Below are 24,009 nucleotides of genomic sequence, written 5' to 3' on the forward strand. Positions count from 1 at the left end.
CCCGTCGACGTCGGTCCCGTCGACGTCGGTCCCGTCGACGTCGGTCCCGTCGACGTCGGTCCCGTCGACGTCGGTCCCGTCGACGTCGGTCCCGTCGACGTCGGTCCCGTCAACGTCGGTCCCGTCAACGTCGGTCCCGTCAACGTCGGTCCCGTCAACGTCGGTCCCGTCAACGTCGGTCCCGTCAACGTCGGTGCCGTCAACGTCGGTGCCGTCAACGTCGGTGCCGTCAACGTCGGTGCCGTCAACGTCGGTGCCGTCAACGTCGGTGCCGTCAACGTCAGTGCCGTCAACGTCAGTGCCGTCAACGTCAGTGCCGTCAACGTCCGTGCCAGCGCCTACGTCCGTCACGGTGACGGAGTCGGTGGCGTCACGCGTGCCGTCGTCGGCGGTGATGACGAGCGAGCCGGTGGGCGTGCCCGCGGGGATGATGAGCGTGTCCGTGAAGGACCCGTCCTCGCCGACGACCTGCTCCTGGGTGGCGACGACGTCGCCGGAGCTGTCGGTGTAGACGATGGTGACCGTCTCGCCGGGAACGAAGAGCTCGCCGTCGACGGTGACGGTCTCGCCGACCTCGACGGGGTCGGGGCTCGCCACGACGGTCGCCTCGACCTCGGAGGCGCGAACGGTCGAGCTCGCGAGCTCGACACCGACGCCGGCGAGGTCGGGCAGCAGGTCGATCGCCAGCGCGCGCACGGTGAACGACTCGTCACCGAGGTCACCGCTGCCACCGATGGGGGCCTCGGTGGGCTGCTCGTTGATCGTCATGGTGACAACCTCGTCGAGGGCGCCGAGCAGGGGGTCGATCGTCGTGAGGACTCCAGAGAGGAGGCCGCCGACGGCGGTCGTCACGAGAGCGTCGCCCTGCGCGAGCACCGGTCCGAGCAGGGTGCCGACGGTCTCGAGCAGCCCCTCGACCACCGGCTCCACGACGGCGCCGATGGCGTTGAGCGGGATCGTGATGAGCCCGACCTGCACCGAGCCGGTGATGCTGATGACCGGGTCGGTCTCGGTCGTGCCGAGGAAGTCGGCGAGGGAGCCGTCCACCTCCACGGCGATGTCGCCGGCCACGATCCCGCCGATGGCGCTGAGCGACGGGCTGAGCGTGAGCGAGACCGATGTCGTCCCGATCGCCGTGTCGACGGCGTCGGTGACGATGCCGGTGACCTCGCCCAGGAGCTCCGACACCGTGTCGGTGATCCGGGTGACCTCGGCGGCGGTGAGCAGCTGCGTGTTCGGGCCGAGACCGTTGAGGTCGCCCCCGTGGAGCCGCGCCAGGTCCACAGTGATGACGCCGGACGCCAGGTCGATGGTGACGAGGTCGTCGTCACTGACGAGCGGCTCCGCGAGGAGCCCCGCCGTGACCGCGTCGAGGTCCACCGAAGCGTCCAGCGTCGGGGAGCCGAGGCTGATGTCGAGGAGCCCCGTCGTGACGTCCGGCAGGTCGACCAGGTCGAGCGCGCCCTGCACCGTGCCCTCGGGGCCAAGCACCCCGTCCAGGGTCGTGTCGACGACGTCGACGGCGGTGTCGATGTCACCGACGAGCGCACCGACGAGCGGGCTGCTGATCCGCAGCTCCGCGCCGGCGAGGATGTAGCTGGAATCGGCCGGGTCAGTCGCCGCGCGCGAGGCGAAGGCGCCGAGCCCGAGCGAAAGGTCGTCGACGACGGCATCAGTCACGCCGTCGACGTCGAGCTGGCCGAGCACCGCCGTGAGGTCGAGCCGGGCGAAGTCCGTCCCGTCGGTAGCGGCGTCGAAGTCGAGCGCGCCGTCGGCGGTGACGAGGCCGGAGGCGGCGATGCTGGAGGTGTCGCTGGGCGAGGCCGCGTAGCCGTTGAGGAGCCCGGCGGCCGCGCTGCCGCCGAGGTCGAGCAGTCCGCCGTCGCCGTCGGCGATGAGGGGGATGTCGAGCGCACCGATCTCGAGGCCGATGAGCCCCTCCAGGACCTCGGCGTCGATGTCGGCCCGGTTGGGCCCGGGGCTGGACAGGTTTCCGGACTCGGTGCGGATCGCATCGAGGACGTCGAGGCCGAGGCCGTCGACTGCGATGAGCTGCGCGCGCGCCTCGCTGTCGTCCGTCGGCTCCGCCATCGCGGAGGACGCGAGGCCGGCGGCGGCAAGGGCGGTGACCGCAGTCGCCGCTACCGGCTTCTTCCAGCTCCGGCGCGCTTCGCGCTGTGCATTTCCTGTACGTCTCATTCAGTTGGCTCCAGGTCGTAGTGATCATCGGACCCCACCGGACGTGGTGCTCTCGCCGGCCCGCGTGAACCTCATCGGGCTGAGGAGCACGCCCGGGCATCTCACGAAGGTCCCCCGGCAGAAATATGCCGACCGCACGATAAGCGCGACGACACACCGACCATAGGGTACTTTGCGGCCTCGGCAAACCAACCCTTACCACATTTATTTCCCGTATCGAAAGCATCGCTGGCGCAACCTCTCTCGAGAGCTCATTCGGGCGGGGCGACCAGGGCGGAAGCGAGCGGGGAATGAACTGCGCGTGACCGACGCTCACCCGCGGCCATCGCGGCGGCGGACGCTCTACGCTGACCCCATGTCCGAAGACGCGCCGCAGCGCACCACCTATCTCCTCATCGACGGGGAGAACATCGACGCCACCCTCGGCATGAGCGTGCTCGGCCGGCGCCCAGCCCCCGAGGAGCGCCCGCGCTGGGACCGCATCCTCTCCTTCGCCCAGACGTTGTGGGACCAGCCCGCCCGCGGCCTGTTCTTCCTCAACGCCAGCTCGGGCCAGATGCCGATGAGCTTCGTCCAGGCGCTGCTCGCCATGGACTTCCAGCCCATCCCGCTGTCCGGGAGTGCGACCGAGAAGGTCGTCGACATCGGTATCCAGCGCACCCTCGAGGCCATCGAGGACCGCGACGGCGACGTCCTCCTCGTCAGCCACGACGGCGACTTCCTCCCCCAGGTGGAGCAGCTCCTCGACGCCGGCCGCCGGGTGGGCATCCTGTGCTTCCGCGAGTTCGTCAACTCCCACCTCACCGAGCTGACGTCCCGCGGCCTGCGGATCTACGACCTGGAGGACGACATCAACGCCTTCCAGAGCGTGCTGCCGCGCGTGCGGATCATCCCGCTCACGAGCTTCGACCCCTCCCGCTACCTGTAGCCAGGCGTGGGCGAGACCTTGTTGCTGCGCGAGGCGCGGCTCGTACCGGTCCACCAGCACCTGGGCGGCGCGTACGCCTGGCGCGCCCGGGGGCCGGAGGCCGCTGCCCCCGCACCGAGAGGCACGGTGGACATCCGCATCGCCGACGGCGCCGTGCGTGAGCTCGCGCCCACCCTCGAGCGGCACCCCGGCGAGCCGGAGCTCGACCTCGACGGCCGTTGGGTGCTGCCGGGCCTGTGGGACCAGCACCTCCACTCCACCCAGTGGGCGAGCGCCGGTGCGCGCCTCGACGTCTCCGCCGCCGCCTCGGCCCGGGAGGCGGCGGCGATGGTCGCCGCGCACATGGCGGCCCGCCCGCCCGCGGCCGGCGCCGTCGTCCAGGGCTTCGGCTTCCGCGACGCCCTGTGGCCGGACCTGCCCACCCGGGCCCTGCTCGACACCGCGGCCGGCGGCGCCGCCGTCATCCTCGTCTCCGGCGACTGCCACTGCGGCTGGCTCAGCTCCGCGGCCGCGGAGTCGCTCGGCCTGCCGCACGGCGAGGGCCTCGTCACCGAGCACGCGTGGTTCGAGGTCACCGCCCGCCTCGACTCCCTTGCCCGCGGCACCGCCGACCACGCCGGCGCCATGGCGGACGCGGCCCGCCGCGGGGTCGTCGGCATCGTCGACGTCGAGTGGGCGCCCAACCACCGCCTCTGGCCCGAGCGGGTGGCCGCGGGCCTCGACGCGCTGCGCGTGCGCGCCGGCGTCTACCCCGACCACCTCGACGAGGTGCTCCGTGCCGGCCTGCGCAGCGGCGACCTCATCGACGGCGGTGCCGGGCTCGTGACGATGGGGCCGCTCAAGGTCATCACCGACGGGTCCCTCAACACCCGCACGGCGTTCTGCCACGACCCCTACGGCTCACCGGACCACGCCTCGGGCACCGAGCCGGCCGGCGGCGGCAAGGCGTTCGGCCAGCAGAACGTGCCCCCGGCCGAGCTCACCGAGCTGCTGCGCCGCGCCGTGGCCGGTGGGCTCCACGTCGCCGCCCACGCCATCGGCGACGGCGCGAACACGATCGCCCTCGACGCCTTCGCCACCACCGGGGGGCACGGCAGCATCGAGCACGCCCAGCTCCTCGCCCGGGCGGACATCGCCCGCTTCGCCGAGCTCGGCATCGTCGCCAGCGTCCAGCCCGCTCACCTCCTCGACGACCGCGACGTCGCCGAGGCGTGCTGGCCGGGCCGGACCGACCGCATGTTCCCGCTGCGGGACCTCCTCGCCGCGCGTGCCCAGCTCGCGTTCGGCTCCGACGCCCCGGTGGCGCCGCTCGACCCGTGGCTCGCGATGGCGGCGGCCGTCCACCGCAGCGCCGACGACCGCGCGCCCTGGCACGACGAGCAGCACCTCACGCCCGGGGAGGCCCTCGCCGCGAGCACAGACGGCTGGGGCACGGTGGCCGTGGGCCACCCGGGCGACCTCGCCGTCCTCGACGACGACCCGCTCGCGCGGACCGCGGGCACCGCGGAGGCCGCCGCGCACCTGCGCTCGATGCGGGTCGCGCTGACCGTCGTCGGCGGCCGGGTCACGCACCGCACCCTCTGACGCCGGCCCACACCCCCCTCTCCCCCTCGTGACCATGCAGAAGTGCCCGGCCGCCCCCTCTCCCCCCGTGATCATGCGGAGGTGCCGGGCCGCCCCCTCTCCCCCGTGATCATGCAGAGGTGCCGGGCACTTCTGCATGATCACCAGAAGGGAGCTTTCGCACTTACGGGAGGCGGGGCCGCGCTGCCGGAGGTGGGGTTCTGCGCGGCCGGAGGAGGGGGCTGCGCTTCTGCATGATCACGAGAGGGGGCGAGGCGTCCAGGAAACGTCCAGGCCCGGCGCGCACACTGGTGCCATGACCGAGGGACAGGCACGGCTCCTCGTCGTCGACGACGAGCCGAACATCCGCGAGCTGCTCTCGACGAGCCTGCGCTTCGCCGGCTTCGAGGTCGAGACCGCCGAGGACGGCAACGGCGCGCTCCGGGCGGCGCTCGAGCACGCCCCGGACCTCGTCGTCCTCGACGTCATGCTCCCGGACATGGACGGGTTCACCGTGACCCGCCGTCTGCGGGAGAAGGGCCAGCACACGCCCGTCCTCTTCCTCACGGCCCGCGACGACATGGCTGACAAGGTCACCGGCCTCACCGTCGGCGGGGACGACTACGTGACGAAGCCGTTCAGCCTCGAGGAGGTCGTCGCGCGCATCCGCGCCATCCTGCGGCGCACGCACCCCGAGGACACCTCGGACGCCGTCCTGCGCTACGCCGACCTCGAGCTCGACGAGGACTCGCACGAGGTCCGCCGTGCCGGGCGCGTCATCGACGTCTCCCCCACCGAGTTCAAGCTCCTGCGCTACCTCATGATCAACGCGGGACGGGTCCTGTCGAAGGCACAGATCCTCGACCACGTGTGGGAGTACGGCTGGGACGGCGACGGCGCCATCGTCGAGTCCTACATCTCCTACCTGCGGCGCAAGATCGACGGCCGCGGGACGAACGACGGCGACTCCCCCGCCCCGCTCATCCACACCCGGCGCGGCGTCGGGTACATGCTCCGGCTCCCGCCGGAGAGCTGACGTGCGCGAGAAGCTCCGCGCGCGGTGGCGGAGCGTCCCGCTGCGCGGCCGGATCGTCGCGCTCCTCGCGGCCCTCCTCGCCGTCGGGCTCGCGCTCGCGGGCACGATGACGGCGACGGTGCTGCGCTCGCGCCTCGTCGAGCAGGTCGACAGCCAGCTCGAGGCCACCGCCCGCACGCTCAACTGGCAGACGCTCAACCAGCTCGCCGGCGGCACCGAGGCCGAGGAGATCGGGTTCCCGAGCGACTACTACGTCCGCATCGTCTCCAGCTCGCGCGGCCCGGTCCCGCTCGTCACGCGGCGCACCGTCGAGCTGTACGGCACCCCTCAGGTCGCCCTGCCTGACCTCTCCACCCTCGTCGCCAGCGACAACGAGCCGGTCACCGTGGACAGCGACGCACACGGCTCGCCGTGGCGAGCGCTGACCGTCCCCGCCCGTGTGCCGTGGGAGACCGAACGGCTCGGCGCACTCACCCTCGCGCTCCCCCTCGCCTCCGTCGAGGAGACCGTCGCCCGGATCACCCGCTTCATCCTCGTCTCCGGGCTCCTCATCATCGGGCTCGGGTCGCTCGGGGCGTGGGTGGGCGTACGCCGCGCCCTGCGCCCCCTGCGGGAGATCGAGGCGACGGCGGGCGCCATCGCGGCCGGGGACCTGTCCCGGCGGGTGCCGCCGTCGCCGTCGAGCACGGAGGTCGGGCGCCTGTCGACGTCGCTCAACGCGATGCTCGCCCACATCGAGCGGGCCTTCGCCGCCCAGGCCGCCTCCGAGGCGCGGATGCGCCGGTTCGTCTCCGACGCCAGCCACGAGCTGCGCACCCCGCTCGCGACGGTGCGCGGCTACGGCGAGCTGTACCGGATGGGCGCCATCCCGCCCGAGGAGCTGCCCAACGCCATGCGTCGCATCGAGGGCGAGGCCACCCGCATGGGCACGCTCGTCGCGGACCTGCTCCAGCTCGCCCGGATGGACGAGGGCCGCCCGCCCGAGCGTCTCCCCGTGGACCTGCGCGTCCTCGCCGCGGACGCCGCCGCCGACCTCTACGCCCGCGACCCGAGCCGCCGGGCCCACGTCGTCCCCCTCGACCCGTCGGAGCCGGCGTCGCCGGCCGTCACCGTCCTCGGTGACGAGGACGCCCTGCGCCAGGTCCTCGCCAACCTTCTCGGCAACGTCGTCCAGCACACGCCCGCCGGGACCCCGGTCGAGCTCGCGCTCGGCACCCGCGTCGACCCGGTGCAGGGCTGGTCCGCCGTCGTCCTCGAGGTCCGCGACCACGGTCCCGGCATCGCGCCCGAGCACGCCGAGCGTGTCTTCGAGCGGTTCTACCGCCTCGACGACTCGCGGACCCGCGCCTCCGGCGGCTCCGGCCTCGGGCTCGCGATCGTCGCGGCCGTCGTCGCCGCCCACGGCGGCACGGTGCGGGTGCTGGCCACGCCCGGCGGGGGCACCACCGTGCGCCTCGAGCTGCCGCCGGCGCCGCCCGTGGAGCCCACCCCGTAGCGGGTCTACGATCGAGGGCCAGCACGACCTCGAGCACCAGGGGACCAGAGATACATGGGCGTCACCGACGCACCTCAGTGGTTGTTGTCCGCGTTCGTCCGCAGCGCCCGCGCCGTCGGGGCGACCGTGGACCGGGAGGAGCTCGAGGACTGCGCGCGCCGGCTCATCAGCCGGTGGCAGGAGCCCGAGCGCACCTTCCACAACCTCCGCCACGTCATCGACGTCCTCGCCCGTGTCGACGAGCTCGCGGAGGAGACGCACCACCCCGACGTCGTCCGCCTCGCGGCCTGGTACCACGGTGCCGTCTTCAACTCGGCAGCAGCGATCGCCTACGCGCGCCGCGGTGGGGAGGACGAGGAGGCCAGCGCCGCCCTCGCCCGCGACGAGCTCGCCGCGCTGGGCATCCCCGAGAAGGTGACCGGCCGGGTCGCCACGCTCATCCGCAACCTCAAGCGGCACGACGCGGACCCGGCCGACGCCGACTGCCTCGCCCTCTCGGACGCCGACCTCGCCACGCTCGCCGTCGAGCCCCAGCGCTACGCCGCCTACCGGGCCGCCGTGCGCGCCGAGTACGCGCACCTGCCCCTGCGGGACTACCTCGAGGCGCGCGTCGCGATCATCACGAAGCTCCTCGCGCGGCGGCGGTTGTACGGCAGCCCGTTCGGCGCCATGTGGGAGGAGCCGGCGCGCGAGAACCTCAGCGCCGAGCTCCAGCGGCTCAAGGCCGAGCTGGCCAAGCTGTGCGCGGGGGACGCCGACGGCGGCGCAGGCAGTGCCGCTGACGCGGGCGCGGTCGGGAGTGGGGCTCGTGCAGCGGACGACGGCGCAGCGGCCCAGGTGCGCTGCGTCCCCGTCCGCGCCGCGACACGGCCGGACCGCCCGGCAGGGCAGACGACCTCGTCCCAGCCGCGGCGGGGGGCGCAGGACGCACGGCCGGCGGACGACGACTCCCGCGGCCCCCGCCCCGGAGCACGTTCGTTCGCCCCGGACGGCACCTCCAGGACGCGCCCGACCATCGTCGTCCACCCCCGTGCGACGCCGACGGCGGGCAGCGCCGGGAGCACGCCGAGCGCGCCCAGCGCCCCGAGCGCACCGGAGACCACGGACGGGCGGCTCGCCCCGGCGTCGACCGGGGAGTTCGTCCCGCCGAGCGGTGCGAGCGCGCCGAGCGCGGCGACACCCGCCGAGGCCGCGAGCGCCGCGGACGCGCCTGCCGACGAGTCCGTGCCGCGTCCCGCCCCCGGCCGACCGGTCGAGCCCGCGCGTGCCGTGGCCAGGGGGGCCGGCACGCAGGGGGGCAGCGCCGGACGCGCGGCCGCCGGGGCGCAGGCGGACGGCGAGGAGCGCGCGGACACCACCGAACGCGCGCAACGCGCCCGCGGCGACAGCGGCGGGGACGGGCCCGGCACCGGCACGACCGACGCCCGCGCGCCGGAGGACGACGCGAGCGCGGCGGCAGAGGACGACGCGGACGGCTACGCCGAGGACGACGCCGTGGGCGAGACCTCGGCGCGCCCGGTCCACGGCATCGAGCGGGAGCCCGAGCCTGTGCGCCCGCCGCGCCGCGGCTCCGAGCGCCGGGGCTGGAGGGGCCGGCGGGGCGAGAAGGACGCGGCGTCCCGCACACCCGCCCCGGATGACGTCGACTCCACCGGTTCGCTCTTCCGTCCCCCGCCGACGCTCCCGCGCTCCTAGCGTCGGGCCATCACCGCGCCGCCCCGGCGCGGACCGACGGAGGGAGCCCACGATGACCCGCTACGAGGTCGACAGCGCGGAGGTGGCCCGCGCCGCCGCACTCGCCCGGCAGAGCGCAGCCGCTGTCCATGCCGAGGTGGCGTCGATGATGGCGCAGCTCGTCAATCTGCAGTCGACGTGGACGGGTGGTGCGGCGAGCAGCTTCACCGCGGTGGTCGAGGAGTGGCGGCGCACGCAGCAGCTCGTCGAGGCGTCGCTGAGCCAGATCACGGTCGCGCTCGACGCCGCGGCGCAGACCTACTCCGACGCTGAGGCCAGCGCCCACAGCCTCTTCGCCCGGTAGGCACGCTCGTGCGGGCTCGTGAGCACCGCGAGCCACCGCCGATGCACGCGCGGGAACCGAGGAGGGGCCCACGTGTCGACGGGCCGGCGGTTCGCCTGCGACGATCAGGCATGAGCCATGAGATGGCCGCGCAGCCGGTCACAGGGGCCCCCGGTTGGGTCTTCGACGAACTGTCCAGCGCGGGTCGGGAGAACCTCGATCCTGCCCACGTAGCGCGCTACGACGCGAAGATGGACGCCGGCGCCGCCGACGAGGTGACACTCCTCCAGCGCCTCGGAGTGGTGGCGGAGTCGGTCGTCGTCGACCTCGGGGCGGGGACGGGCCAGTTCACGCTCGCCGCCGCAGCCGCGTGGGGCCGCGTGGTCGCCGTCGACATCTCGCCCGTCATGCTCGCGCGCCTGCGGGCGCGCGTCGACGAGGCCCGGCTCACCAACGTCGATGTCGTCCGTGCCGGGTTCCTCACCTACAGCCACACGGGCGCCCCAGCCGACGTCGTCTACTCCCGTTACGCGCTGCACCACCTCCCCGACTTCTGGAAGGCCGTCGCCCTCACGAGGATCCGCGCGATGCTGCGCGCGGGTGGGCTGCTGCGGCTGTCGGACGTCGTATGGAACTTCGGACCCGGAGAGGCGACCGAGCGCATCGACGCGTGGTGCGCCACCGCAGGGACGCAGGTCGAGGGTGAGTGGAGCCGGGAAGAGCTCGAGGAGCACGTCCGCGACGAGCACTCCACCTTCACCTGGTTGCTCGAGCCGACGATCGAGCGCAGCGGCTTCGCCATCGAGGACGCTGTGTACTCGGAGGACGGGATCGATGCCCAGTACGTACTTCGCGCACGCTGAGCCGCAGGGGTCACGGCGGGGCGGGCGGCGCCCCCAGCGACGCGAGCTCGGCGGCGATGTTCGCCCGCGCCTGCGCCTCCCAGCGCGCCCGGCCGGCGGCGGTGCGGTAGATCCTCGGCATGCGGAGGATCTGCCTGAGCACGGCGGCCCGGCCGCGGCGGAAGGCGTCGTCGGGGACGTCGGCGTACTCGCGCCGCACGGCCGCGGTGTACCGGGCGTAGCTCTGCGGCGGGCCGCCGAGGACGGCGAGGTCGGCGTCGCACAGGGCGGCACCCGCGTCGTCGCCGGATGCCGGGTCGTGCGTCGCGGTCAGCCGCACGAGCCGGGCGACCTCGCCGACCTCACCAACGTCCATGCCGGTGCCGGGCAGGAGCCGCTCGGCCAGCGCCGCCGAGGCCTCCTCGTCCGCCGGGGACGTACCGCCGTGGATGGCGTCGTGGAACCAGGCGGCGACGACGACGACGCGGCTCACCGGCGTGCCGTCGGACCGCAGCGCGTCGAGGTGGTCGAGGACGGCCCGGAGGTGCGCGAGCGAGTGGTACGTCCGGTGCGGCTCCTGCCACCGCTCGAGGAGCGCGGCACCGACGGCCGCGGCACCGGGCATGACGCCGTCCCACCGCTGGCGCAGGAGCGCCACCCGCCTGCCGTGCCGGTCGACGGCCGGCACGCGCAGGCCGCTCGCGCGCAGCCGGGTGATGAGCTCGCGGGCGGAGACGCGCTCCGCACCGGCAGCGACGAGGTCGGCGTGGCGTGCGGCCGGCACGTCGTAGTGGTCGAGGTCGAAGGACCGCGGCGGCAGGCCGGCTGCTCGGGCGAACGCGTGGAGCTCGGCCTCGCTCGCGTCGGAGACGAGGTGCGCCCACAGGGTGCCGTGCGCCGGCCACCGGGGCTCGTCGATGAGGATGGCCACCCGACGAGCCTAGGGCCCCGCTCGCCCACCGAGGAGGCTAGGCTTGCTCACGACAGCCCCCGGGGAGCGCACTGGCGCTGAGAGTGCGGATGGACACCCGTCCTACCCGCAGACCCGAGGAACCTGAACTGGTTAGTACCAGCGTAGGGAGTAGGGCATCTGTCGCCGTACCCCCGCATCCGTGCACCCGCGCGCGATGCGGGACGTACGAGACGGCGTCGTGCGCTCACCGGGGTCCGGCACAGAGAGGACCCTGCCATGCCCGAGACCATCCAGCCGCAGCAGACCGCCACGGCGAGCCCCGCGCCACCCGACCCGCGCTCCTACGGCGTCGGCGCCCGCTTCTCGCTCCACCCGATGACCACGGACTTCGTCCCGGTCATCCTCGACGCCCTCGCCGCCGGTGACGCCTCCGCCCTCGAGGTCACCACCGACGACGTCTCCACCTTCGTCCAGGGCTCCGAGATCGACGTGCTCACCTACCTGCGCGCCGTTATCGCCGCCGCGGCGAGCACCGGCGTGCACACCGTGGCCCACGTCCTCCTCTCCCGCGGGTGCCCCGGCGAGGTGACGTGCGAGCTCCGAGACGGTGACCCCTACGCACCGGCGGGCGTGCCCGCCCTCGCTCCCACGGGGCTGCGCGCTGCCGCCCACTGGTCGCTCTACCCGCTCGACGACGGCGACGCCACCACCGGCCGCGGTGACCACATGGCCGCCATCTACGCGGTCATCGAGCGCGCCAAGGAGCTGGGGACGTTCACCCGCGCCGAGCACTTCGCCACGCGGCTCGACGGGGACCTCGCCGACGTCCTCACCACCGTCGGCGACGGATGGCTGGCCGCCGGCCGGGTCGTCCGCCACGTGACGAGCCACGCCACGATCTCCCTCAACTCCCCGAGCACCACGGCAGGTGCGCGATGAGCGCGCGGGCCGACGGTCGTCCGGGAAGGCGCGGCCTGAGCCTGCACGACCTCGTCCTCCTCGCCGCCCTCTCCGTCGTGTTCGGATTCCTCTACTGGCTGCTCGTCCAGGCGTGGGGACCGCTTCAGGTGGCGATGGGCCCATTCGGTGACCTCGCTCAGAACGTCCTCATCGGTGGCTGGATGGTGGTCGCACCGCTCGCGCTGTACATCGTGCGCAAGCCCGGTGTCGGCATCGTCGTGGAGATCATCGCCTCCGTCGTCGAGGTCGTCTTCCTCGCCTCACCGGTCGGGCCGATGCTGCTCCTCGTCGGGCTCGTCCAGGGTGCCGGCGCGGAGCTGCCGTTCGCCCTCACCCGCTACCGCCGCTACGGCTGGACCGTCTTCGTCCTGTCCGGGATCAGCGCCGCCGCGTTCAACCTCGTGCTGGGGATGGTCCGCTTCGGTTGGCTCGGGCAGGACTACTTCGCCCTCCGGGTGGGCTTCCAGGTGGTGAGCGGGGTCGTCCTGTGCGGGCTGCTCGCCAAGGTCATCGGTGACGCGCTGCTTCGCACCGGCGTCCTCGACAACTACGCCATCGGCCGGGCGCAGCGGGCAGCGCAGGCCGGCTCGCGATGACGAGCCCCGCCGGCGGCGACCGGGGCGCGACGGGCGCGTACGCCGGTGGTCTCCGCGCGCGGGGGCTGGGCGTGCGCTACCCGCACGCGGCGGACGCGGTGCTGCGCGAGGTCGACCTCGATCTCGCACCGGGCGAGCAGCTGCTCCTCATGGGAGCCTCCGGCTCCGGCAAGAGCACGCTCCTGCGCGTGCTGGCCGGCATCGTCCCCCAGACCGTCGACGCCGAGGTCACCGGCGAGCTGAGCGTCTCCGGCCTGGACCCGCGCGATACGCCTGTGGCGGTCCTCGCCGGCCAGGTGGCGACGCTGACGCAGAACCCCGCCGACCAGCTGTGCCTGCCGACCGTCCTCGACGAGGTCGCGTTCGCGTGCGAGAACCGCGGCGTGGACCGCGACGAGATCGGAGCTCGGGTCGCCCGGGCGCTGCAGACGGTGGGCGCGGCGCACCTCGTCGACCGCCGGACGAGCGAGCTCTCCGGCGGCGAGGGCCAGCGCGTCGCCCTCGCTGCCGCCCTCGTGGCGGATCCGCGGGTGCTCCTGCTGGACGAGCCGACGGCCCTCCTCGACCCGGTCGGGGTCGAGCAGGTCGGCCGGGCGTTCGCGGCGGGCCAGACCCGCGATGACGAGGGCGCCCGCTCCTCGGTGCTCATCGAGCACCGGCTCGACGAGCTCCCCTGGCTCCCCTCTCGCGTCGTCGTCCTCGATGCTGACGGGACGGTCGCGGCGCGCGGTGCGACGGAAGAGGTGCTCCTCGCGGACGGCGCCCGGCTCGCCGCGCAGGGCTCGTGGCTACCGCTGCGCGCGGAGCTGTCGGCCGCGCTCCGGCGACCCGTCGGCGCCGGAGCGCAGGTGGCACGCGAGGCCGTCCGGGAGCTCGCCGACCGCACCGGTGGCGTGCCCCTCCGGCCTCCCGCGACGACAGACGGTGACGTCGTGCTGCGTGCCGTCGGTCTCGGTGTGCGTCGCGGGGGGCGCCCGGTCGTGGGTGGGGTGGACCTCGCCGTGCGGCGCGGGCGGATCACCGCCGTCCTCGGGCGCAACGGCTCGGGGAAGAGCTCGCTGCTGCTGGGGCTGGCCGGGCTCGCGCCCGTCACCGGCCGGCTCGACGGCGGGCGCATCGGCATGGTCTTCCAGGAGCCCGAGCACCAGTTCCTCACCCGCTCGGTGCGCGAGGAGATCGGGTACGGCCGCGGGGGCGCCGGCGGACTCTCCACGGTGGACGAGGTGCTCGACCGGTTCGAGCTCCGTGGCCTGGCGGACCGGGACCCCTTCCGCCTCTCCGGCGGCCAGCAGCGCCGGCTGTCACTGGCGGCCATGGCGGTGCTCGACGACGACGTCCTCCTCGCCGACGAGCCCACCTTCGGGCAGGACCGAACCACGACCCATGCCGTCGCGAGCGCCCTGCGGGGCCTCGCGGCGGAGGGCCGCGGGGTGGTGCTCGTCAGCCACGACCTGCGCCTCGTCGCGGGCATAGCCGACGACGTCGCCGTCATGGACGGCGGCGCCGTCGTGGCGCACGGCCCGGCCGAGCTCGTCCTGTCCGACACGGCACTGCTCTCCCGCGCCGGGCTCCGCCTGCCCCCGTCGCTGCGGGCGTGGCACGGCTCGGGGCTCGACCTGCGGGGCGTGCTCACCATGCTCGACACGGCGCTCCGCGCCGCGGCTCCGGGGGCGGCGGTCCGGTGAACGAGCTCATCCCGGCGTTCGGACGGCCGCTGGCCGTCGACTCCTACCTGCACCGGCGCAACCCCAGCGTGAAGTTCGGTGTGCTGCTCGTGATCTCGGCGTTGCTCATGGCGATCTTCGACCCCTGGACGCCAACCGTCCTCTACGTCGCCGCGCTGCCTGCTGTGCGGTACGCGGGCAAGGTGCCCTGGCGCACGGTCGCCCTGGCCCAGCTGCCGTTCGCGTTCTTCGCGCTGAGCCTGTTCATGGTCAACGCCGTGACCCGGCCCGGTACGGCGGTCGCGTGGGTCGGCCCCTTCGACCTCAGCGCCCAAGGGCTGAGCGTCGGGGCCTCCCTCGCCGCCCGGACGCTCCTCATAGGCACGCTCTCGGTCGCGTTCGTCCTCAGCACTGACGGCGCGCGCCTCATGGCGAGCCTGCACCAGCACGTGCGCCTGAGTCCCCAGCTGACCTACGCCGTCCTCGCCGGCTACCGCCTGCTCGAGCAGCTGCCGGAGCAGTGGCAGACCATCCGCCTGGCCCAGGCGGCGCGCGAGCCGCACCACGCCGGCACGGCGCGGCGGCTGCCGCGCTCGGTGCGCGCGCTGCGGAGAGCTGCCTTCACGACCCTCGTCACCACCCTGCGGCGTGGCGAACGCATGTCGATCGCGCTCGAGACGCGAGGCCTCGGAGCCGGTAGACGCACGGTCTTCCGGCCCGTCCCGCTCGACCACCGCGACGCACTGTTCGCGGTGGTCACCCTCGGTGCTGTCGGCATCGTCATCACCGTGGCCTGGCGAGCCAGGTGGCTCGTCGGGTGGGAGGCCCTCGGGGTGTTCGGCTGACCGGGCCCCGCCGTCGCCCGGGCCGCCGGAGGCACCACTCCTCGCGGACGACGGCGGCGCGACCACCCGCCGGTCGCGGGCTCCGGCGTCGGACCGTTGACACCGACCTCGCTCGGAGGGGAGGCTCAGTGGTCTAGCCCACATGTCGCGTCCTGTTCCCTGCCCGGGCTAGGACTCGAGGAGACCGCGTGAGAACCCGATCAGTCCTGACCACCACCGCACTTACCGCGCTCGTCGCGGGCGCCGGCGTAGCGGGCCCCGCCCAGGCGCTCCCGCAGAGCGCCGCGCCCCTGGCCGCCCCAGCACCCGCGTGCGAGGCGACAGCCGCCTCGACCCTCGAGGGCATGAGCCTCAAGCACAAGATCGGCCAGCTCGTCATGTCACAGCCCGGACGCTCCGAGGGCGAAGCGCCGATGCCGGGCGAGGAGGTCCGCGCGCAGCTCGAGGAGTGGGGCTTCGGCACGTGGATCATCCAGAACCGCGGCGGAGCGGCCGCCAACGTCGCGCGCTACACGAACCAGATGCAGGCGTGGGCCGACGAGTACGGCGGGGTCCCGCTCCTCATCGGCGCCGACATGGAGAACGGGGTCGAGCAGCAGGTCCCCGACGCCACCGGGCTCGCCTACCCCATGGGTCTCGGTGCGACCCGTGAGGTCGAGGACAGCGCGCTCGCCGGCGCGATCACCGGCGCCGAGGCGGCGGCCATCGGGATCAACTGGAACTTCATGGCGGTCGCCGACGTCAACACGAACCCGGCGAACCCCGTCATCGGGGTCCGTTCCTTCGGTGAGGACGCCGACCTCGTCGCCGAGCACGTCGCCGCGTACACCGCGGCGCAGCAGGCACAGGACGTGCTGACCTCGGCGAAGCACTTCCCCGGGCACGGCGACACCGAGTCGGACTCCCACCTCGGTCTCCCGTCCGTGGGCTTCGACCGCGAGACCCTCGAGACCGTCCACCTCAAGCCGTTCCAGGCGGCCATCGACGCCGGCGCCGACTCCATCATGACGGCGCACATCGTCGTCGAGGCCATCGACGACGAGCTGCCGGCGACGCTGTCCCCCGCCGTCCTTACGGGACTGCTCCGCGAGGAGATGGGCTTCGACGGCCTCGTCATCACCGACGGCATGGGAATGCAAGCGATCAGCGACCGGTGGGGCACGGGCGAAGCCGGCGTCATGGCGGTGCAGGCCGGGGCGGACGTCCTGCTCTCGGGCAACACCGCCGAGGAAGCCGCACAGGCCCTGCACGACGCGGTCCTCGCCGGTGACGTCACCGAGGAGCGCATCGACGAGTCCGTGCTGCGGATCCTCGAGACGAAGTGCGACTACGGGCTCTTCGACGACGCCACGGTCGACCCGGTCGCTGCCGACGAGATCGTCGGCAGCGACGACTTCGTCGCCGAGGCCACACGCATCGGCGAGGACAGCATCACCCTCCTCAAGAACGACGGCGACGTCCTGCCGCTCGACGCGGGCACCAGCGTCCACGTCGCGGGTCCCGAGCGCGCCGACGTCCTTGCGACGGACCTCGCCGAGCGCGGGGTCGACGCCACGTCCACGCAGACGCCGCGCCGCCCGGAGGCCACGGAGATCGCCGCGGCCGTCGAGGCCGCCGCCGACGCCGACGTCGTCATCGCGACGACCTACACGTTCTCGACGATGCCCACCGAGCAGCAGGCGCTCGTCGACGGGCTTCTCGCGACCGGCAAGCCGGTCGTCGTCGTCTCGCTCGGCATCCCGTACGACCTCGCCGGGGCGGCGGGTGCCGACGCCGCCGTGGCCACGTACGCGCTCAACGTCAACGCCGTCTCCTCCACCCCGGTCCTCGAGGGGCTCGCCAACGTCCTCGTCGGCGACGCCGCGCCGGGTGGCCGCCTGCCGGTCACGGTCGGTGACGTCTACGCCTACGGCGCCGGGCTCAGCTACCCGCCGGACCCGGAGCCCACGGAGGAGCCCACCGGCGAGGAGCCGAGCCCGACGCCGACCGAGCCCGCTCCGGGAGGCACCACGCCTCCCGCGGACGACGACGGCGCGACCACCCCGCCGGCCCCGGGCCACCCCGCGCCCGGGGGCGAGCTGCCGGCCACCGGCGCGCCCGTCGCCGCGGGCGCCCTCGGTGCCCTCGTCCTGCTGGGTGCGGGCCTCGCCCTCATGGCACGGAGGACGCGGGCGCAGCACCAGCCCTAGCACTCGCGCGATCGAGGAGACCCCCGGAGCCCTTCCGCTACCGGGGGTCTCCTCGTCCAGGCATCCAGGTCGTCAGTCCGAGTCGTCAGTCGGCGCCGTCAGTCGCGGTCGTCGTCGTGGCGGCCCTCGACGTGGAGGACGCCGTCGAGGCCGGCGAGCGCGCGGATGAGGTCGTGCTGCGGCGGCTTGCCGGTGAAGCTCGCGCGCAGGTGGACCACGCGCCCGGCGCCGCCGTCGGCACCGGTGACGTCGTCGTCGCCGACCGTCGAGGACAGGATCGCGGCGGTGAACCCCTGCTCCGTCGCGGTCTCGAGGATCGTGCGCAGCACGCCGTGTCCGTCCGTGTAGCGCAGCTCGAGGACGCGGTCGCGGTCCACCGTCGGCATGTGCCGAGCGATCGGGGCGAGGACGAGGGCCGCGACGAGATGAAGGGCGGTCGCCGCGATCGCGAGGACGGGGAGCCCGGCTCCGGCGGCCATGCCGACGGCTGCCACGACCCAGATGGTCGCCGCCGTCGTCAGGCCGCGCACGACGTTGCTGCGGGTGAAGATGACGCCGGCGCCGAGGAACCCCACGCCGGTGACGACCTGCGCCGCGATCCGGCCGGGGTCGTGCGGGGTGCCGTCGGCGGCCATGGCCGTGAAGCCGTACACGGAGACGAGCGTGAACGTCGCGGAACCCGTGCCCACGAGGATGTGGGTGCGCAGGCCGGCCGCCTTCTGCTGGAACTCCCGCTCGGCGCCGATGACCCCGGAGAGCAGGAAGGCGAGCGCGAGCAGCTGCAGGCTCGTCGTCGTCTCGCTCGTCAGGTCCCACACGGTGATCATCGTCCCGCTGCGTGGCCGCCGCCGCGATCCGGCCGGCGGCACCTGGGACGCCGAAGGGCGGCACCCCTGGTGGGGTACCGCCCTTCGGTCCGATCAGACGTGCGGGTGAGGCTGGGTCAGAAGCCCATGCCGCCCATGTCGTCGCCGCCGCCGCCGCCGGCCGGAGCGTGGTTCTTCTCCGGCTTGTCGGCCACGATGGCCTCGGTGGTGAGGAACAGGCCCGCGATCGACGCCGCGTTCTGCAGCGCGGAGCGCGTCACCTTGACCGGGTCGTTGATGCCCGCCTTGAGGAGGTCCTCGTACTCACCGGTCGCGGCGTTGAGGCCGTGACCCGTGGGCAGGTTGCGGACGCGCTCGGCGACGACGCCGCCCTCGAGCCCCGCGTTGACGGCGATCTGCTTGAGCGGTGCGTCGACCGCGACGCGGACGATGTTCGCGCCCGTCGCCTCGTCGCCCTCGAGCTCGAGGGTCTCGAAGACGTCCTTGGCGGCCTGGATGAGGGCGACGCCACCACCGGCGACGATCCCCTCCTCCTGAGCGGCCTTGGCGTTGCGGACGGCGTCCTCGATGCGGTGCTTGCGCTCCTTGAGCTCGACCTCGGTGGCCGCGCCGGCCTTGATGACGGCGACGCCACCGGCCAGCTTGGCGAGGCGCTCCTGGAGCTTCTCGCGGTCGTAGTCCGAGTCGGAGTTCTCGATCTCGGCGCGGATCTGCGAGACGCGGGCCGCGATCTGGTCCGCCTCGCCGGCGCCCTCGACGATCGTCGTCTCGTCCTTCGTCACGACGACCTTGCGGGCCTGGCCGAGGAGCTCCAGGTCAGCGGTCTCGAGCTTGAGGCCGACGGTCTCGGAGATGACCTGACCACCGGTGAGGATGGCCATGTCCTGCAGCATCGCCTTGCGGCGGTCGCCGAAGCCCGGGGCCTTGACGGCGACGGACTTGAACGTGCCGCGGATCTTGTTGACGACGAGGGTGGCGAGCGCCTCGCCCTCGACGTCCTCGGAGATGATGACGAGCGGCTTGCCGGCCTGGATGACCTTCTCCAGGAGGGGGAGCAGGTCCTTGACGTTCGAGATCTTGGACTCGACGAGCAGGACGTAGGCGTCCTCGAGGACGGCCTCCTGGCGCTCGGGGTCCGTGACGAAGTAGGGCGAGATGTAGCCCTTGTCGAAACGCATGCCCTCGGTGAGCTCGAGCTCGAGGCCGAAGGTCTGCGACTCCTCGACGGTGATGACGCCCTCGGCCTTGACCTTGTCCATGGCCTCGGCGATCATCTCGCCGATCGCCGGGTCGCCGGCGGAGATCGAGGCGGTGGCCGCGATCTGCTCGCGCGTCTCGATGTCGATGGCCGAGGCGAGGAGCTGCTCGGTGATGGCCGCGACGGCCTTGTCGATACCGCGACGGAGCGCGATCGGGTTGGCGCCGGCGGCGACGTTGCGCAGGCCCTCGCGCACGAGCGCCTGGGCCAGGACGGTGGCCGTGGTGGTGCCGTCGCCCGCGACGTCGTCGGTCTTCTTGGCGACCTCCTTGACGAGCTCGGCGCCGATCTTCTCGTAGGGCTCCTCGAGGTCGATCTCCTTGGCGATGGAGACGCCGTCGTTGGTGATCGTGGGAGCGCCCCACTTCTTCTCGAGGACGACGTTGCGGCCCTTGGGGCCGAGGGTGACCTTGACGGTGTCGGCGAGGATGTTGAGCCCTCGCTCCATACCGCGACGGGCCTCCTCGTCAAAGGCAATCTGCTTTGCCATTGGGGTTGAACCTCCGCTTGTGGCGTGGTGGGCCAGGGCAGTGCCCGCGACGGACGACCCGGGCGAGCCCGCGGTCACATCCCGCCGGTGCCCGAGCCTCACTGCCTGGCTCGTCGTTCTTGTCACTCTCATGCCGAGAGTGCTAACCCCGATCTTGGCACTCTCGGGTGCCGAGTGCAAGGTCGGGGTGCGCCGCGGGAGCCGTGCCGACGCGCGCAGGCGACCGGAGGACGCCCGTCCCCCAACCGCCGCTGGCTGTCAGCCCGCGAGCGCGCGCCGCCGCACCAGCGCGAGCGCACCTGCTCCGAGCATCACCGTCGCGAGCAGGGCGAGCCCGGTCACCGTGGCGCCCGTGTCTGGCAGGGCCCCGTCACCTGGCGGGGTCCCCCCGGGCGGCGTGCCGCCGGGCGGGGTACCACCCGGCGGGGTCGTTCCCGGGTCCGTCGGCGTCGGCGTCGGGTCCGTCGGCGTCGGGTCCGTCGGCGTCGGCGTGGCGCCCTGCGGCGTCACCGCGTTCGACGGCGCGGAGTCCGCCCCCACCCCCAGCGCGTTGACCGCCGCGACGGTGAACGTGTACGTCGTCCCGTTCCGCAGGCCGGTCACCGTCGCCTCCGTCGCGGCCCCGTCGGCGCCTGTCGAGCTCTGCGCGACGCCGTCGACCCACGCGGTGACGAGGTAGCCCACGAGCGCCGACCCGCCGTCGTCCCCCGGGGCGCTCCACGTGGTCGTCGCCCGGCCGTCCCCCGCCACGGCGACGACGTCGGTCGGTGCACCTGGCAGCTCGAGCGCCGTCGGGCTCAGCCCGAGGATGCTCGCCAGCAGGACGACCGCCGCCTCCGGGTCGCCTGCGTGGAGCTCGTGCTCGGCGTCCGCCGCGACCGCGACGGCATCCTCCGGGACGTCGTCGTCGGCCACCATCGCCGCCTGGGCGAGGTCGCGGGCGAGGGAGACGACGACGTCGGCGATCGCCCGGTCGACGTCGGCGCCGGCGGTGGTGTCCTGCGGCGCCACGGCCAGGTACTGCGCCGCGGTGAGCAGCAGGTCGAGCGCGCGCTCCGGCTCGTCGACCCGCCCCTCCTCGGACCACACCGGGGACTCGGCGAGCACCTCGAGGGCCGCGCGCGGGGGGTGGCCCGCCGGCACCCGGTCGAGCAGGTCGACCAGCCGGTCCTGCGCCGCGTCGGTCCGCAGCCCCCAGCCGAACCCGTACAGCGGCACGTAGTCCTCGTCACCGACGTTGACCGGCACGTCTGCCGCGGCGGCGGGCCAGCTCACCGGCAGCCGGCCGGTGAACGGCCGGGCACCGAAGAGCACGTCGGCGACACCGGCCCCCTCCGAGCCCGGCAGCCACGAGGCGACGAGGGCGTCGACGCCCACGAGGTCGGTGACGACCTGCGGCCGCCCGGAGACGACGAGCACGACGCAGTCCATGGCCGCGCACACCGCGTCGACCGCCGCGCGGTCCCCGGCGCTCAGCTCGAGGTCGTGGCCGCCGACGCCGACGTCGCCCTGCCCCTCGGCGTACGGGGTCTCCCCGACGACGACGAGGCCGACGTCGTGGCCGGCCATGGGCGCCGTGGCGTCCTCGCTGAACGTCACGGCGGCGTCCGGCGCGACCTCCCGGATGCCCTCGAAGATGGACGTGGCGCCCGCGAGGACGTCGCCGGACATGCCCTGCCACGAGACCGTCCAGCCGCCGGACTGGTTGCCGACGTCGTCGGCGTTGCTGCCGGCGACGTAGAGCGAGGCCGCCGGGTCGAGCGGGAGCAGGCCGTCCTCGTTCGCGAGGAGCACCTGCGAGGCCGCCGCGGCCTCCCGGGCTACGGCGCGGTGCCCGGCCGAGCCGACGGCGTCGACGTTCGTCCGGTCCGCCCACGGCTCGTCGAAGAGCCCGAGCCGGAACTTCGCGACGAGGATCCGCGTGACGGCCTCGTCGACCCGGGCCTGCGTCACCCCGCCGGAGCCGACCTCGTCCGTGAGCGTGGTGATGAATGCCGCGAAGTCGGCGGGCTCCATCGCCATGTCGACGCTCGCGTTGACGGCGGCGCGCACCTGCTCCGGGTAGGAGCCGGGGAGCTGGTCGATGCCGTTGTAGTCCGAGATCGTGAAGCCGTCGAAGCCCAGCTCACCGCGCAGCACCTCGTTGTTGAGGTAGTCGTGGCCGTGCATCTTGACCGGGCCCTCGTCGTCGTCGGTGAGGTCGACGCTCGAGTAGGAGGGCATGAGGGAGCCGGCGCCGCGCGCGATCGCCGGGACGTACGGGGCGATGTGGACCTCCCGCAGCTCGTCCTCGGTGACCTCGGTGACGCCCTGGTCGATCTTGTAGGCGTCGCCGGGGGTGTCGACGTAGCTCGTGCCGCCGTCACCCACCCAGTGCTTGATCGTCGCGAGGACCTCGTCGGGTGCGGACATGTCCTCGTCCGTGCCCTGGAGCCCCTCGACGACGGTCGTGAACGCAGACACGAGGCCCGGGTCCTCGCCGAAGGACTCGTAGCTGCGGCCCCACCGCTCGTCGCGGGTGACGCACAGGCACGGGGCGAACGTCCACGGCACGCCGGTGGCCCGGGTCTCCGTGGCCGTCACCTCGGCGGCCAGCCGTGCGAGCACGGGGTCGCGGCTCGCACCGAGGCCGATGTTGTGCGGGAAGATCGTCGCCTGGGGCAGGTTGTTGTGCCCGTGGACGGCGTCGACGCCGTAGATGAGCGGGATCTGGTGCGGCGTCAGCCGTGTCCACAGCTGGAAGCCGTCGACCATGTCCGCCCACGCCTCGGGCGTGTTCGGCGTCGGCGTCGACCCGCCGCCCGAGAGGATCGAGCCGAGCCGGAGCTCGGCCACCTGCGCGGGGTCGCCGGCGAGCGAGGCCCGCTCGCCCTGCGCCATCTGCCCGACCTTCTCGGCGAGGTCCATCCGCGCGAGCAGGTCCGCCGCGCGCTCCTGCGCGGACAGGGCCGCGTCGAGATAGGCCATCCCGTAGGCGTTGACGACGACGACGGGGGCATCGCCCTCGAGCTCCGCACCGTCGACCTCGAGGGTGCCCGCGATGGTCCGGGCGACGTCCTCCTCCGCGGCCGGCGCGAGCGTCGTCACCGAGACGGTCCGCGTCGCTCCGGAGGCCGTGCCCGCCGCGAACGTCACCACCTCCTCCGTCACCGCCTCGTAGTGCGTCCCGGCGACGGCCGTGCCGCCACCCGTGGAGTAGGTGAGCGTCACGTCGTCGGCGAGGGGCTCGCCGTCGGGCGTCGTCACCGTGAGGACGACGTCGGCCACCTCGCCCCCGTCGACGGCGACGACGGGCGTCGCGCTCACGTCGACGCCGGTGCCCACCTGGGCGGCGCCGTAGAGCTCGACGTCGTCCATGTAGAACGAGCCGGACGCCCCGACCGGCAGCGTGATCGCGTACCCCCACGCGTGGTCGAGCGGTGGCTCCTCCGTCTGCACGGCGCCGGGCGGCTGGTAGTCCCCGCGCCAGACGAAGCTGGAGAACGGGATGCTGACCGGCTGGAGCCCACCGCCGGAAGGCGGGGTGACCGTCGTCGTCCACAGTCCCGCGTTGGCACCGCTGTCCCCGCCGAGGCGGAGCTCGATGGCGAAGGCCGGGGGAGCCGTCGGGGAGCTCCCCGCACCCGCGCTGTCCCAGCGGAAGCGGATGCCCGCGAACGCGGACCAGTCGTCCGGCTGCTCGAGGTCGTGGATGAAGCCGCGGCCGCCGACGGCGGTGTAGTCCCCGCGCAGGACGTGGTTGCCGCCGGCGAGCTCGGCGACGCTCAGCTCCGGGCTCTCGCCCTCGTAGTTCCACGGGTAGATCCCCACGGGACCGTTCACGGTGACGGGGTCCGCGCCCTCGAAGTCCTCGATGACCGCGACCCCCTCCTCGTCGACGGCCGCACCGGCCGGCGCGACGACGAGCCCGGCCACCATCGAAGCGAGGAGCGCCAGCACGGCGGCGAGAGCGATGACCGCGGTGCGGGCGGGGGTGGTGGCGCGAGACACGGGGAACCTCCGACGGGCGCGCGCCGCCGGCCGGCCGCGGCGCGGCCAGCCCGGGATGGAACGGGCCAGCGGCCGGTCGTACCGGCCACTGGCCCGAGGCACCCACGACGCTGTGGACCTTTGAGCCGACCATAGGTGTGGCCCCGGCCACAGTCAATGCGCGGTCCGGCCCGTGGGCGCCCAGCGACGAGGGCGGC

Annotated in this window: 16 protein-coding genes, 2 pseudogenes and 1 riboswitch; of the genes and pseudogenes, 13 read left to right on the forward strand and 5 right to left on the reverse strand. The window is 73.7% G+C overall.

What is annotated here, in order from left to right; genetic code table 11:
- Positions 1-216 (forward strand): annotated as a pseudogene (locus V2J63_RS15760) (hypothetical protein); the annotation flags it as partial.
- Positions 217-396: 180 nt separating this feature from the next.
- Here V2J63_RS15760 and V2J63_RS15845 read toward each other — a convergent pair.
- Positions 397-2,091, reverse strand: a pseudogene (locus tag V2J63_RS15845) (choice-of-anchor G family protein); the annotation flags it as partial.
- Positions 2,092-2,554: 463 nt separating this feature from the next.
- Between V2J63_RS15845 and V2J63_RS06220 the strand changes: the two are divergent.
- The 7 genes from V2J63_RS06220 to V2J63_RS06250 all read left to right on the forward strand — a co-directional run bounded on the left by V2J63_RS06220 (position 2,555) and on the right by V2J63_RS06250 (position 10,101).
- Positions 2,555-3,127, forward strand: coding sequence for an NYN domain-containing protein (locus V2J63_RS06220; RefSeq protein ID WP_331230148.1), 573 nt, complete (start codon positions 2,555-2,557; stop codon positions 3,125-3,127).
- A 6-nt stretch (positions 3,128-3,133) separates the two neighbouring features.
- Positions 3,134-4,711: an amidohydrolase gene (locus V2J63_RS06225; protein ID WP_331230149.1), complete on the forward strand. Its 1,578-nt coding sequence runs from the start codon at positions 3,134-3,136 to the stop codon at positions 4,709-4,711.
- A gap of 295 nt (positions 4,712-5,006) precedes the next feature.
- Positions 5,007-5,726, forward strand: a complete 720-nt coding sequence (locus V2J63_RS06230) for a response regulator transcription factor (protein WP_331230150.1) — start codon at positions 5,007-5,009, stop codon at positions 5,724-5,726.
- Between the two features lies 1 nt (position 5,727).
- Positions 5,728-7,221, forward strand: a complete 1,494-nt coding sequence (locus tag V2J63_RS06235) for a sensor histidine kinase (protein ID WP_331230151.1) — start codon at positions 5,728-5,730, stop codon at positions 7,219-7,221.
- A 54-nt stretch (positions 7,222-7,275) separates the two neighbouring features.
- On the forward strand, positions 7,276-8,916 hold the full coding sequence (locus V2J63_RS06240) for an HD domain-containing protein (protein WP_331230152.1): 1,641 nt from the start codon (positions 7,276-7,278) through the stop codon (positions 8,914-8,916).
- Positions 8,917-8,968: 52 nt separating this feature from the next.
- Positions 8,969-9,259 carry a WXG100 family type VII secretion target gene (locus tag V2J63_RS06245; RefSeq protein WP_331230153.1) on the forward strand — a complete coding sequence of 97 codons (291 nt, stop codon included), beginning with the start codon at positions 8,969-8,971 and terminating at the stop codon, positions 9,257-9,259.
- Between the two features lie 110 nt (positions 9,260-9,369).
- Positions 9,370-10,101, forward strand: a complete 732-nt coding sequence (locus tag V2J63_RS06250; protein ID WP_331230154.1) for a class I SAM-dependent methyltransferase — start codon at positions 9,370-9,372, stop codon at positions 10,099-10,101.
- 10 nt (positions 10,102-10,111) lie between these two features.
- Here V2J63_RS06250 and V2J63_RS06255 read toward each other — a convergent pair whose 3' ends face one another.
- Positions 10,112-11,011, reverse strand: coding sequence for a DUF4031 domain-containing protein (locus V2J63_RS06255; protein ID WP_331230155.1), 900 nt, complete (start codon positions 11,009-11,011; stop codon positions 10,112-10,114).
- 50 nt (positions 11,012-11,061) lie between these two features.
- Positions 11,062-11,180: riboswitch (TPP riboswitch) on the forward strand.
- 89 nt (positions 11,181-11,269) lie between these two features.
- Between V2J63_RS06255 and V2J63_RS06260 the strand changes: the two genes are divergently transcribed.
- The 5 genes from V2J63_RS06260 (at position 11,270) to V2J63_RS06280 (ending at position 17,247) form a co-directional block, all read left to right on the forward strand.
- Positions 11,270-11,932: a YkoF family thiamine/hydroxymethylpyrimidine-binding protein gene (locus V2J63_RS06260; protein WP_331230156.1), complete on the forward strand. Its 663-nt coding sequence runs from the start codon at positions 11,270-11,272 to the stop codon at positions 11,930-11,932.
- Positions 11,929-12,549: an ECF transporter S component gene (locus V2J63_RS06265; protein WP_331230157.1), complete on the forward strand. Its 621-nt coding sequence runs from the start codon at positions 11,929-11,931 to the stop codon at positions 12,547-12,549. Before V2J63_RS06260 ends, V2J63_RS06265 begins: the two co-directional genes overlap by 4 nt.
- Positions 12,546-14,234: an ABC transporter ATP-binding protein gene (locus V2J63_RS06270; RefSeq protein WP_331230158.1), complete on the forward strand. Its 1,689-nt coding sequence runs from the start codon at positions 12,546-12,548 to the stop codon at positions 14,232-14,234. The genes V2J63_RS06265 and V2J63_RS06270 overlap by 4 nt, the downstream gene beginning before the upstream one ends.
- The gene (locus V2J63_RS06275) at positions 14,231-15,058 is read left to right on the forward strand and encodes an energy-coupling factor transporter transmembrane component T family protein (protein ID WP_331230159.1); all 828 of its coding nucleotides are present in this window, start codon (positions 14,231-14,233) and stop codon (positions 15,056-15,058) included. Before V2J63_RS06270 ends, V2J63_RS06275 begins: the two co-directional genes overlap by 4 nt.
- 188 nt (positions 15,059-15,246) lie before the next feature.
- Positions 15,247-17,247 (forward strand): glycoside hydrolase family 3 protein, encoded by a 2,001-nt coding sequence (locus V2J63_RS06280; RefSeq protein WP_331230160.1) that lies wholly within the window; start codon positions 15,247-15,249, stop codon positions 17,245-17,247.
- A 98-nt stretch (positions 17,248-17,345) separates the two neighbouring features.
- Here the strand turns inward: V2J63_RS06280 and V2J63_RS06285 are convergent, their stop codons facing one another.
- From V2J63_RS06285 to V2J63_RS06295, 3 genes are all read right to left on the reverse strand, one after another.
- Positions 17,346-18,074 carry an MgtC/SapB family protein gene (locus V2J63_RS06285; protein ID WP_331230161.1) on the reverse strand — a complete coding sequence of 243 codons (729 nt, stop codon included), beginning with the start codon at positions 18,072-18,074 and terminating at the stop codon, positions 17,346-17,348.
- A gap of 116 nt (positions 18,075-18,190) precedes the next feature.
- Positions 18,191-19,822: a chaperonin GroEL gene (gene groL / locus V2J63_RS06290; protein WP_331230162.1), complete on the reverse strand. Its 1,632-nt coding sequence runs from the start codon at positions 19,820-19,822 to the stop codon at positions 18,191-18,193.
- 258 nt (positions 19,823-20,080) lie between these two features.
- Positions 20,081-23,812 carry a glycoside hydrolase family 3 N-terminal domain-containing protein gene (locus V2J63_RS06295; protein ID WP_331230163.1) on the reverse strand — a complete coding sequence of 1,244 codons (3,732 nt, stop codon included), beginning with the start codon at positions 23,810-23,812 and terminating at the stop codon, positions 20,081-20,083.
- Positions 23,813-24,009 lie beyond the last annotated feature (197 nt).

It is taken from the genome of Georgenia wangjunii (genome assembly GCF_036421975.1).
GTDB lineage: Bacteria > Actinomycetota > Actinomycetes > Actinomycetales > Actinomycetaceae > Georgenia_A > Georgenia_A wangjunii.

Coding starts and splice junctions, on each gene's coding strand:
- V2J63_RS06220 (WP_331230148.1), top strand. CDS start 2,555: ATGTCCGAAGACGCGCCGCAGCGCACCACCTATCTCCTCATCGACGGG.
- V2J63_RS06250 (WP_331230154.1), top strand. CDS start 9,370: ATGAGCCATGAGATGGCCGCGCAGCCGGTCACAGGGGCCCCCGGTTGG.
- V2J63_RS06240 (WP_331230152.1), top strand. CDS start 7,276: ATGGGCGTCACCGACGCACCTCAGTGGTTGTTGTCCGCGTTCGTCCGC.
- V2J63_RS06245 (WP_331230153.1), top strand. CDS start 8,969: ATGACCCGCTACGAGGTCGACAGCGCGGAGGTGGCCCGCGCCGCCGCA.
- V2J63_RS06270 (WP_331230158.1), top strand. CDS start 12,546: ATGACGAGCCCCGCCGGCGGCGACCGGGGCGCGACGGGCGCGTACGCC.
- V2J63_RS06265 (WP_331230157.1), top strand. CDS start 11,929: ATGAGCGCGCGGGCCGACGGTCGTCCGGGAAGGCGCGGCCTGAGCCTG.
- groL (WP_331230162.1), bottom strand. CDS start 19,822: ATGGCAAAGCAGATTGCCTTTGACGAGGAGGCCCGTCGCGGTATGGAG.
- V2J63_RS06285 (WP_331230161.1), bottom strand. CDS start 18,074: ATGATCACCGTGTGGGACCTGACGAGCGAGACGACGACGAGCCTGCAG.
- V2J63_RS06260 (WP_331230156.1), top strand. CDS start 11,270: ATGCCCGAGACCATCCAGCCGCAGCAGACCGCCACGGCGAGCCCCGCG.
- V2J63_RS06230 (WP_331230150.1), top strand. CDS start 5,007: ATGACCGAGGGACAGGCACGGCTCCTCGTCGTCGACGACGAGCCGAAC.